This is a genomic window from Aeromonas sp. R1-1 (genome assembly GCF_040908495.1).
GTDB lineage: Bacteria > Pseudomonadota > Gammaproteobacteria > Enterobacterales > Aeromonadaceae > Aeromonas > Aeromonas veronii.
The window spans coordinates 1-11,224 of record NZ_JBFODV010000195.1 but is presented as its reverse complement, the minus strand read 5'-3'; the positions used below and the strand labels follow the sequence as shown (position 1 = coordinate 11,224).

Annotated in this window: 7 protein-coding genes and 2 pseudogenes; all 9 read left to right on the top strand. The window is 61.2% G+C overall.

Features of this window, described 5'->3' with window-relative positions:
• On the top strand, positions 1 to 710 hold a 710-nt coding region (locus AB5Y92_RS12630), incomplete at its 5' end, for a VWA domain-containing protein (protein ID WP_368226885.1).
• 54 nt (positions 711 to 764) lie between these two features.
• Complete coding sequence (locus AB5Y92_RS12625) at positions 765 to 1,886, top strand: beta-ketoacyl-ACP synthase III (RefSeq protein ID WP_164537437.1); 1,122 nt, start codon at positions 765 to 767, stop codon at positions 1,884 to 1,886.
• Between the two features lie 49 nt (positions 1,887 to 1,935).
• A pseudogene (locus AB5Y92_RS12620) lies at positions 1,936 to 3,323 on the top strand (HD-GYP domain-containing protein).
• A gap of 327 nt (positions 3,324 to 3,650) precedes the next feature.
• Positions 3,651 to 5,219, top strand: a complete 1,569-nt coding sequence (locus AB5Y92_RS12615; RefSeq protein WP_164537438.1) for an ExeA family protein — start codon at positions 3,651 to 3,653, stop codon at positions 5,217 to 5,219.
• On the top strand, positions 5,219 to 5,914 hold the full coding sequence (gene exeB, locus AB5Y92_RS12610; RefSeq protein ID WP_368226884.1) for a GspB family T2SS assembly factor variant ExeB: 696 nt from the start codon (positions 5,219 to 5,221) through the stop codon (positions 5,912 to 5,914). Before AB5Y92_RS12615 ends, exeB begins: the two co-directional genes overlap by 1 nt.
• A gap of 227 nt (positions 5,915 to 6,141) precedes the next feature.
• Positions 6,142 to 6,975: a GspC family type II secretion system variant ExeC gene (gene exeC / locus AB5Y92_RS12605; protein ID WP_272953602.1), complete on the top strand. Its 834-nt coding sequence runs from the start codon at positions 6,142 to 6,144 to the stop codon at positions 6,973 to 6,975.
• A 21-nt stretch (positions 6,976 to 6,996) separates the two neighbouring features.
• Positions 6,997 to 9,033 carry a GspD family T2SS secretin variant ExeD gene (gene exeD, locus AB5Y92_RS12600; protein WP_164537441.1) on the top strand — a complete coding sequence of 679 codons (2,037 nt, stop codon included), beginning with the start codon at positions 6,997 to 6,999 and terminating at the stop codon, positions 9,031 to 9,033.
• A complete protein-coding gene (exeE, locus tag AB5Y92_RS12595) occupies positions 9,033 to 10,538 on the top strand; it encodes a GspE family T2SS ATPase variant ExeE (RefSeq protein ID WP_164537442.1) in 1,506 nt (501 codons plus the stop codon). The genes exeD and exeE overlap by 1 nt, the downstream gene beginning before the upstream one ends.
• A gap of 1 nt (position 10,539) precedes the next feature.
• Positions 10,540 to 11,224 (top strand): annotated as a pseudogene (gene exeF / locus AB5Y92_RS12590) (GspF family T2SS innner membrane protein variant ExeF); the annotation flags it as partial.

The window sequence follows — 11,224 nt, the reverse complement described above, 5'->3', positions numbered from 1 at the left end:
GTGGAGAGGGGCAGCACGGAAAGGCGGCCAAGGTATGGGAGGCCCGTCATTATCGCAACTTCAGCGACGACTCACCGCTCGGCCAGCGTGCCATTCAGCTCGCGCTGCGCAAGCTCAGACGCTGGGTGCGCAAAGGCAATCCCGACGAGCTGGATCTCGACGACACCATAAAAAGCTCTGCCCGCCAGGGCTGGCTCGATGTGAAGTTGCGGCCCGAGCGCCACAACGGGGTGAAACTGTTGGTCTTTTTCGATGTGGGAGGCTCCATGGATGCCCACGTGGCCGAGGTACAGCGCCTCTTCTCCGCCCTGCGCCACGAGTTCAAGCATCTGGAGTACTTCTATTTTCACAACTGCCTCTACGACTTCGTCTGGAAGGATAACGCCCGCCGCTTTGAGGAGCGGTTCGATACCCTGCGGCTGCTGCGCACCTACGGCAGCGACTACCGGGTGATCCTGGTGGGGGATGCCACCATGGGCCCCTACGAGATCACCTGGCCCGGCGGCAGCGTCGAGCAGTGGAACGAGGAGTCGGGTCAGGTGTGGCTTACCCGCTTGCAGCAACACTTTCCCAAACTGGTGTGGATCAACCCCACCCCGCGGCGGGAGTGGCTCTGGCATCCCTCCATCAAGCTGATGAATGACGTGGTTGGCGGACGGATGCATCCGCTGACTCTCGCGGGTCTCGCAGCGGCGATCGACCAGCTCTAACCCTCTCTACCCTATAAACCGACAAGCCGGGAACGCACCCGGCGAGGAGCAAAGATGACCTCTATCGTGATCAGTGGCTCAGGCCTCTATACCCCACCCTTTGCCGTCAGCAATGAAGAGCTGGTGGCCGCCTTCAACCAGTATGTGGATCTCTACAACGAGGAGAACGCCTCCGCCATCGACGCCGGCCAGCTCTCCGCCAAGCAGCACTCCAGCTGCGAGTTCATCAAGAAGGCGTCCGGCATCAAGAGCCGTTATCTGGTGAGCCGCGAAGGGGTACTCAACCCCGACATCATGCAACCGCTGCTGGCGGAGCGGCCCGATGAGATGCCCTCCATCATGGTGGAGATGTCGGTGGCCGCCGCCGAGCAGGCACTGATCGCCGCCGGCCGCGAGCCGGGAGAGATCGATCTGGTGATCGTCGCCGCCTCCAACATGCCGCGCCCCTATCCAGCGCTGGCCATCGAGCTGCAGCATTATCTGGGGGCGAGCGGCATGGCCTTTGACATGAACGTGGCCTGCTCGTCTGCCACCTTCGGCATCAAGACAGCCGCTGACATGCTGGCGGCAGGCACCGCCAACGTGGCGCTGGTAGTCAATCCGGAGATCTGCTCGGGGCACCTCAATTTTCGCGATCGTGATAGCCACTTTATCTTCGGCGATGCCTGCACCGCGGTGCTGCTGGAGCGGGAGGCCGATTGCAAGGTGGCCAGTCCGTGGCAACTGGTAGCCAGCAAGCTGGTGACCCAGTACTCAAACAACATCCGCAACAACTTCGGCTTTTTGAACCGGCTAAGCCCGCGCACCCGCTACGGCGACGACAAGCTGTTTCGCCAGCAGGGGCGCAAGGTGTTCAAGGAGGTGTTGCCGCTGGTGTGCGACCAGATTGCCGGCCAGCTCGACGAGCAGGGCTGGCCCGCCGAGAGCCTGAGCCGGCTCTGGCTCCATCAGGCCAACCTCACCATGAACCAGTTCATCGGTCGCAAGCTACTGGGTCACGATGCCAGCCAGCAGGAGGCGCCGGTCATTCTTGATAGCTATGGTAATACCAGCTCGGCGGGTTCCATCATCGCGTTTCATCTGTACAATCGCGACCTTCCTGCGGGGGCTCGCGGCGTACTGTGCTCCTTTGGCGCTGGCTACTCCATAGGTAGCCTGCTGCTGCGGCGCCTGTAATGGCGGGCCTCCCGCCGACATAACAATAACCAGCAACATGGGTGGGAATATGCAGAGGATCACGGGGCGCTGCGCCCTGCACTACGGGGTAACCCTGTCACTGTTTTGTTTTTATGGGCTGCAGGTCTGCCCGTTTCTGGAGAGCCTCACGCTGCCCCAGCTGCTGGGGCCTGTGCTGGTGACCTTCGCCATCATGTTTGTCCTGCGTGATCAACTGCTGCGCAAGGTGACGCTGTCCGGTCAGGGGCTGGGAGGCTTCGGGCTGGAGGTGGGCTTCTACCTGCTGGGGGCCTTGCTGCTCTCTGGCTACAACGGTATCCGGTATAATTTTCCGCTGGAAAGCCACCTCAAGATCCTGTTGGGGATGAGCACCCTGGGCTTTCTGGTGGCGGCGGATCTCTCGCTGCAGCGGGATTGGCAGCAGGCCAAGCTGCGAGAGCATCATGCCTGCCTGGTGCTGAACCAGCCGCTGGCCATGCCGGTTTCCCGCAAATTCTCCCTGTTCACCTTCACCACACTGACTCTGCTTGGCGCTGTGTTCTTCCTGTTGTTCAACAAGGATCTGGAGTGGCTGGTCACAGTGGACAAGAGCCTGCCTCGGCTCGATGCCCAGCACTACATCCTGCTGGAGATCGCCTTCGTGATGGTGGTGACCTTCGGTTATCTCTGGCTCATCATTCGCGGCTATGGCCGTAACCTTACCTTGTCACTGATGCATCAGACTCGCGCCATGGCGCAGGTACAGTGTGGTGATCTGGAGGCGCGGGTGCCGGTGATCCGGGACGATGAGTTCGGCCTGATTGCCGCCGGCACCAACCAGATGATCGGCGAGCTGAAATCCCGCAGCGACGAGCTCAACCTGACCCGCGACGTGGCTATCCTCGGCCTCGCCTCGCTGGCAGAGACCCGGGACAACGAGACCGGCGCCCATATCATTCGCACCCAGCACTACGTCAAGGCGCTGGCGCAATGCCTCAGTCGCAGCGATTGGGATCGCTATCCGCTGGACGACGCCACCATTGATCTGCTGTTCAAATCGGCGCCGCTGCACGACGTGGGCAAGGTGGGTATTCCCGATGCCATCCTGCTCAAACCGGGCAAGCTGACCGACGAGGAGTTCGCCATCATGAAGCGCCACCCGCAGATCGGTGCCGATGCGCTGGCGAGCGCCGAAGCCCAGCTCGGCTCCAACTCCTTCCTGCGGCTGGGCTGGCGGGTGAAGCTATTCCCCTCTCCGGGCGTTTGATGGCGGTAGCAGATGTCTACGATGCCCTCATCTCGAAACGAGTCTACAAACCTGCTTTCAGCCATGAGGAAGCGAAGGAGATCATCGTGAAGGGGAGCGGCAACCATTTTGATCCCGGCATTGTCGCGACGTTTCTCGCCTGCGAAGCGCAGTTCAGGGAGATTGCCGCGCAGTTTCAGGATCACCACTGAGCAAGTACATGCCGACCAGCTTGCCCTGATGGCTGGCAGGGCAACCGGCGTCATAAAGTGTACACAAACAGGTCTTGCCATGACCGGTTCAGCGCCATGCTGATAGCCTTTGTCACACCGCGTCCACATTGATATTTCCCTTTATTTACAGCTATTTTTTGTCATTTTGTTATCCGGATTCGTGCCAATGACGCAACCTGGATCACAAGATGGCAGGAAAAGGCCGCAATCTGCCCTCCGGCGCCAATGATGGCTTCCAATGAAAGCGAGGTTTGCTATCATCCGGAGACATTTTTTATCTGTCGCCGGCTACAAAAGAATACCCTCATGTACACACAGTTCTTCGGCCTCTCGGAACACCCGTTTTCCATCTCGCCCAATCCCAAGTACCTCTATATGAGCGAGCGCCACGGCGAAGCCCTTGCTCATCTCAACTATGGATTGCAAGATGGAGGCGGCTTTGTACTGCTGACCGGCGAAGTGGGCACCGGCAAAACCACCGTCTCCCGCTGCCTGCTGCAACAGCTGCCCGCCGAGACCGAGATCGCCTACATCCTCAACCCCTCCCTGACCGAACGGGATCTGCTGGCCGCCATCTGTGACGAGTTTCAACTCCCCTATCCCGAAGATGCCGGGATCAAGCGGCTGTTCGACCTTATTCGCGATCACCTGCTGGCCAACCTTGCGGCAGGCAAGCGCAACGTGGTACTGGTGGATGAGGCGCAGCACCTGCTGCCCGGCGTACTGGAGCAGCTGCGTCTGCTCACCAACCTCGAAACCGACGAACGAAAACTGCTGCAAGTGGTGCTGATCGGTCAGCCCGAGCTGCAACAGATGCTGCGCCAACCCCTGCTGCGTCAGCTGGCCCAGCGCATTACCGCCCGCTATCACCTGCTGCCGCTCTCTCACAGCGATGTGGATGCCTACGTCCGTTTCCGGCTGCAAGTTGCAGGCTGCGTACAACCCATCTTCACCCCACGCGCCATCAAGACGCTTCATCGCCTGAGTGGCGGCATTCCCCGTTTCATCAACCTCATCTGTGACCGCGCCCTGATCGCCGCTTTCGCCCGTGGCAGCTACAAGATTGTCCACGGCGATATCAGCCAGGCTGCCTTCGAGGTCAATGGCGTGCGGGACGAAGGAAGCTGGGCCTCCGGTCTGATGGTGACGCTGGCGGGCGCCCTGCTGGTGGCCGCAGGCTGGTGGGGTTGGCAATTTTTCGGCGTGTTCCCCACCCGTCCGGTAGTCAAGGTCGAGGTGCCGGTCACCATCGACGAGACCGCCGAGCAGCAGGAGCAGCTGACCGAAGCGATCAATCAGGCCATCGACCCCGACAGCGCCATGCAGAATCTCTATCGGGTCTGGGGTTATGAACCGGAACCGTTTGAGGCAACCTGTGACAACGCCCCTCGCGCCGGTCTGCGCTGTCAGGAGGGAGAGGCAAGCCTCGACGAGCTGCGCGCCCTGCAGTATCCCGCCATGATCACGCTCACTGACCAGACTGGCGGCCTCTACTACGCGACCCTGGTCAATCTGGGGCCGGGCAAGGCCAGCCTGATGATCGGTGACCAGAGCTGGCAGGTGGATCGCCAGTGGCTCAGCGACAACTGGGGCGGCAGCTACACCCTGCTCTGGCGCATGCCCAAAGGGGGCGTCAGCCTGATCGCCAGCAATGCCGGTCAGACCCAGATCCAGTGGCTCGACAACGCCCTGAGCCGTGCGTTGCAACAACCCGAGCGCAAGGTGCGCCGTTTCGATGGCGAGCTCAAGAACAAGCTGCAGCAGTTCCAGCGGGATCAGGGGCTGACCCCTGATGGCATCGCGGGCAGCAACACCCTGCTGCGTCTCAACGCCCTCTCCGGTGAACCCATGCCCAGACTGGAGGAGGCCTCCTGATGTCTACCCTGCTCAAGGCGCTGCGCCGTGCGCAGCAACCGCAACTCTCCGCCCATATTCCGGCCATGGGCTTGCCCATGCCCCGGGAAGAGGAGCGCAGCCCACGCAGCATCGGCTGGCTGCTGGCTCCCCTGGCCCTGTTGCTGGGGGCGGGCGCCAACTATGGCTGGCATCTGCTCCACCTGCGCCCCATCGAGGAGAAGGTGGAGGTGAAAGAGGTGATCACCCCGTCCTTCGTGCGGGTTGAACCCAAGGCAATGGTGACCCGTCCGCTGCCCCCGCCCCTGCCGGAGCCGGTGGTCCAACCCAGAGCAGTGGCCAAAAACGAGGGGACCAGTCAGGGAAATACCCCCGCGCTGAGTCTGGCCGAGCAACTGATGAAAGCCCTCAATGAAACCCCATTGCAGGAGACGCCACACGCCCCCGGCCAGAACAACGTGCAACCGGCCCAGTTGATGGCGCTGGGCTCGGCACCCCAATCGGTGCGCCAGCAGGTACCGCAATTTAGCTATGGCTCTCATGTATTCTCCTCCAACCCCGCCAAGCGGGCCGTGGTGCTCAATGGCCGGGAATACCGGGAGGGGAGCGAAATCGCCCCGGGGGTCGTGCTCGCCACCATCGACCAGCAATACATAGTGCTGCAGGTCGCCGGACAGAGCGTGACCCTCAAGGCGCTGCAGGATTGGCGAGGGTGAGTACGCACCGTACCCTGATGTTCGCTGGCAAGCAGGATGCACCTCACCTGAGTGCCACTTTTGTGAGCATTCAAAGGTTTACGGTGTGATGAAATATCCATTTTTACGGTTTGGCGCGCCCCGACCCGTTGTGTCACAGCACTCCGCCGTACACAATACGCAGCCGCCCCAGAGCCTGGAATTTGTTGATTAATATGACGCTACGATTCAGGGATGACATCTTGACCATGCTGCTGGCCCAGTGCCGGCGGCTTCCCATGACCAGAGTCACCCAGGTGGCCTTTCTGGCGCTGCTGATCATGCTGGCCCAGCAGAGCGCCGCCCTCACCTGGCGTCTGCTCACCCTGGCAAGCCCGCAAACCAGCCAACCGTGGCAACCCTCCGCCGTAGCGGTCAACGGCCAGAACAACCCGCGCCTTGAACTGGGCGAGGTAAGCCGACTGGCGCTGTTTGGCAAAGCGATCCCCAAGGCGCAAGCCAAAGCCGCCGTGGCCGCCAATGCGCCGCGTACCCAACTCAATGCCCAGCTCAACGGAGTGTTGGCGAGCTCGGATCCCACCAAATCCATCGCCATCATCGCCATGTCCGGCATCCAGAACTCCTATGGGGTCGGTGACATGATTGACGGCACCCAGGCGCGGATCCGGCAGGTCTATCCGGATCGGGTGATCATCGAGCGGGATGGCCGCGACGAGACCCTGATGCTGGATGGCGAGGAGTATGGCAAGCCGCTGCCGCAGACCAGCGCCGCCCCCCTTGGCTCCCTGCGCAGCGAGCTGATGGCCGATCCGGGCAAGATCACCGATTACCTCAATATTTCACCGGTTCAGGTGGATGGCCGCATGACCGGTTATCGCCTCAATCCGGGCAGCAATCCTGAGTTTTTCAACCAGAGCGGGCTGCAGGCCAATGACCTGGCCATCAGCATCAACGGGCTGGATTTACGGGACAACATGCAAGCCATGCAGGCGATGCAGCAGATGGCTGGCGCAACGGAAATGACAGTGACCGTCGAGCGACAGGGCGAACAGTTCGACATCTATGTGCGCTTGTCAGAATAATGATTTGGAGTCGTACCAATAATGACCACTAAAGGGAAAAGCTGGCGTCTGGCCACTATCGCAGCGGCACTGATGATGGCGGGCTCAGCCTGGGCCACCGAATACTCTGCCAGTTTCAAGAACGCCGACATTGAAGAGTTCATCAATACGGTGGGCAAGAACCTCAATAAAACCATCATCATAGAGCCATCGGTGCGCGGCAAGATCAACGTGCGCAGCTACGACCTGCTCAATGAGGAGCAGTACTACCAGTTCTTCCTGAGCGTGCTCGACGTCTACGGCTTTGCCGTGGTGCCGATGGACAACGGGGTGCTCAAGGTGCTGCGTTCGCGGGATGCCAAAACCTCCGCCATTCCGGTGGTGGATGGCAGCAACCCGGGCATGGGCGACGAGATGGTGACCCGGGTCGTTCCAGTACGCAACGTCTCGGTCCGTGAACTGGCGCCGCTGCTGCGCCAGCTCAACGACAACGCCGGCGGTGGCAACGTGGTGCACTACGAGCCCTCCAATGTGCTGCTGATCACCGGCCGCGCCGCCGTGGTCAACCGCTTGGTGGAAGTGGTGAACCGGGTCGACCGCGCAGGCGATCAGGATGTGGACATCATCAAGCTCAAGTTTGCCTCGGCGGGGGAAATGGTGCGGCTGGTGACCAACCTCAACAAGGATGGCAACCCCCAGGGGGGCACCGCTTCCCTGCTGCTCTCCCCCAAGGTGGTGGCCGACGAGCGCACCAACTCTGTGGTGGTGAGTGGTGAGCCGAAAGCGCGCGCCCGCATCATCCAGATGGTGCGCCAGCTCGACCGCGACCTGCAGAGCCAGGGCAACACCCGGGTCTTCTACCTCAAATATGGCAAGGCCAAAGACATGGTAGAGGTGCTCAAGGGGGTCAGCTCCAGCATCGAGGCCGACAAGAAGGGCGGCGGCGCAACCACAGGTGGCGCCAGCATCGGCGGTGGCAAGCTGGCCATCTCAGCCGACGAGACCACCAATGCGCTGGTCATCACCGCCCAGCCGGACGTGATGTCCGAACTGGAGCAGGTGGTGGCCAAGCTCGATATCCGCCGCGCCCAGGTGCTGGTGGAGGCGATCATCGTCGAAATAGCTGACAGCGATGGTCTGAACCTCGGGGTACAGTGGAATCATGCCGACTATGGTTCGATTCAATATCCCGATACCGGAGTCCCCATTACCTCGAAGGTCACAGCAGACAAGCTCAAAGATAACGGGAATCCGGAACCCATTACCAAACTCATGTCGACCGTAAATGGCATGGCCGCCGGTTTCTATCACGGCGACTGGGCCATGCTGACGACAGCGCTGGCTTCCAATACCAAGAACGATATTCTCTCGACCCCGAGTATCGTCACCATGGACAACAAGGAAGCCTCTTTCAATGCAGGCAAGGAAGTACCTGTCCAGACAGGCACTCAAAGTTCGACCAGTAGTGACAGCGTCTTCAATACCATTGAGCGCAAAACGGTCGGAACCAAGTTAACCGTCACCCCCCAGATCAACGAAGGGGATTCGGTGCTACTGAATATCGAGCAGGAGGTCTCCAGTGTTGGCAAACAGGCTGAAGGTACCTCAGGCCTGGGTCCAACATTTGATACCCGTACAGTGAAAAACTCGGTATTGGTGAAGAGCGGTGAAACAGTCGTGCTTGGCGGTTTGATGGATGAACAGACCAAAGAAGAAATCTCCAAGGTACCACTGCTCGGTGATATTCCTGTGCTGGGCTATCTGTTCCGCTCCACCTCCAACACCACCTCCAAGCGCAACCTGATGGTCTTTATCCGGCCGACCATCTTGCGAGATGCGGACGTCTATACCGGTGTCTCCAGCAACAAATACTCCCTGTTCCGCGCCGAACAGCTGGATGCGGCTGCCCAGGAGGGCTATCTCACCTCGCCCAAACGTCAGGTATTGCCTGCCTATGGCCAGGATGTGATGGTGTCGCCCGAGCTGCAAAAAGAGATCCAGAAGCAGATCAACGAGATGCGGAGCAGACAGCAGAACACTGTCGAGACCACCACCCCGTTTGTGCAGAGTAAGCCCTGATGAGTGCCTACCATCTGGATGGAAGCGCCGGGCCTGCGCCACTGCCCGAGCTCCCCTTTGTCTTTGCCCGCAATTTCGGGGTGATCCTGATTGAGCGGGAGGGGGCACCTGTATTGCAGTGCCGCCCAGGCGTCACTCCGCAGGCCTTGCTGGAAGTGCGGCGGGTCGCGGGTTGCAGCTTCGCGGTGGAGCAGCTCGACAACGAGGCCTTCGAAGAGCTGCTGATGGCTCACTACCAGCGCGACTCCTCCGAGGCGCGCCAGCTGATGGAAGATCTCGGCAACGAGATGGACTTCTTCGCCCTGGCCGAAGAGCTGCCGCAGAGCGAAGACCTGCTGGACGCCGACGACGACGCCCCCATCATTCGTCTCATCAATGCCATGCTGAGCGAGGCGATCAAGGAGGAGGCCTCCGATATCCATATCGAGACCTTCGAGCGGGCACTGGTCATTCGTTTTCGCATCGACGGGGTGCTGCGGGAGATCCTTCGCCCCCATCGCAAGCTGGCATCACTGCTGGTCTCGCGGATCAAGGTGATGTCGCGGATGGATATCGCCGAGAAGCGGGTGCCGCAGGATGGCCGTATCTCGTTGCGTATCGGCGGCCGCGCCGTCGACGTGCGGGTCTCCACCATGCCGTCCAGCTACGGCGAGCGGGTGGTACTGCGTCTGCTCGACAAGAACAACGTGCGCCTCGAGCTCAAGCAGCTGGGGATGACCGCGGCCAACCGCACCATCATCAGCGAGCTCATTCGCAAGCCCCACGGCATTATTCTGGTCACCGGCCCGACCGGTTCCGGTAAATCCACCACCCTCTATGCGGCGCTGTCTGAAATCAACTCGCGGGACCGCAACATCCTGACGGTGGAAGACCCCATCGAATATGACCTCGAAGGGGTGGGCCAGACCCAGGTCAATACCAAGGTGGACATGACCTTCGCCCGCGGCCTGCGCGCCATCCTGCGCCAAGACCCGGATGTGGTGATGGTGGGGGAAATCCGAGATCTGGAAACCGCCCAGATCGCGGTGCAGGCGTCGCTGACCGGTCACCTGGTGATGTCGACCCTGCACACCAACACCGCCATCGGCGCCATCACCCGGATGCGGGACATGGGGATCGAGCCCTTCCTGCTCTCCTCATCGCTCTTGGCTGTGCTGGCCCAGCGGCTGGTGCGCACCCTCTGCCCCGATTGCCGTGCCCCGCGCCCCATTACCGAGCAGGAGCGCCTCGCCATGGGCATCGAGCTGGCCCCCGATCAGCAGGTGTGGCGCCCGGTCGGGTGCGAGCTGTGCAACCACACCGGCTACCGTGGCCGGACCGGCATCCACGAGCTGGTGGTGATCGATGAAGCGGTGCGTGAATCCATTCACAGTGCCAGCGGCGAGCTCGCCATCGAGCGGCTGATCCGCGGCCACACCCCCAGCATCCGCCGTGACGGCATCGACAAGGTTCTCAAGGGGCAGACCAGCCTCGAAGAGGTACTGCGCGTGACCCGGGAAGATTGAGATGGCGGCATTCGAATACAAGGCCCTCGACAACAAGGGGCGCAGCAAGAGCGGCGTGATGGAGGGCGACTCGGCCCGACAGGTACGCCAGCTGCTGCGCGAACAGGGGCTCACCCCCCTCGAGGTGAACGAGACCACCGAGAAGGCGAAACGGGAAGCGACTCGCTTCGCCCTGTTTCGTCGCGGCGCCAGCACAGCCGAGCTGGCCCTGATCACTCGCCAGCTGGCTACTCTGGTGGGGGCCGGTCTCACGATCGAAGAGGCGCTCAAAGCGGTGGCCGAGCAGTGCGAAAAGGCCCACTTGCGCTCTCTGGTGGCCACAGTGCGCAGCAAGGTGGTGGAAGGCTATTCGCTGGCCGACTCGCTGGGGGCTTTTCCCCATGTGTTCGACCAGCTGTTTCGCTCCATGGTGGCGGCCGGTGAAAAATCGGGCCATCTGGAGAAGGTGCTCAACCGCCTCGCCGACTACACCGAGCAGCGCCAGCATATGCGCACCAAGCTGCTGCAGGCGATGATCTACCCCATCGTGCTCACCTGTGTCGCCATCGGGGTTATCTCGATCCTGCTCACCGCCGTGGTACCCAAGGTGGTGGCCCAGTTTGAACACATGGGCCAGCAGTTGCCGGGCACCACCCGCTTTCTCATCGGTACCAGCGAACTGATGCAGGCCTACGGCCTCTGGTTTC

Bases quoted from the DNA above. Each gene is read 5' to 3' on its own strand.
- AB5Y92_RS12625 (WP_164537437.1), top strand. From the start codon at position 765: ATGACCTCTATCGTGATCAGTGGCTCAGGCCTCTATACCCCACCCTTT.
- AB5Y92_RS12615 (WP_164537438.1), top strand. From the start codon at position 3,651: ATGTACACACAGTTCTTCGGCCTCTCGGAACACCCGTTTTCCATCTCG.
- exeB (WP_368226884.1), top strand. From the start codon at position 5,219: ATGTCTACCCTGCTCAAGGCGCTGCGCCGTGCGCAGCAACCGCAACTC.
- exeC (WP_272953602.1), top strand. From the start codon at position 6,142: ATGCTGCTGGCCCAGTGCCGGCGGCTTCCCATGACCAGAGTCACCCAG.
- exeD (WP_164537441.1), top strand. From the start codon at position 6,997: ATGACCACTAAAGGGAAAAGCTGGCGTCTGGCCACTATCGCAGCGGCA.
- exeE (WP_164537442.1), top strand. From the start codon at position 9,033: ATGAGTGCCTACCATCTGGATGGAAGCGCCGGGCCTGCGCCACTGCCC.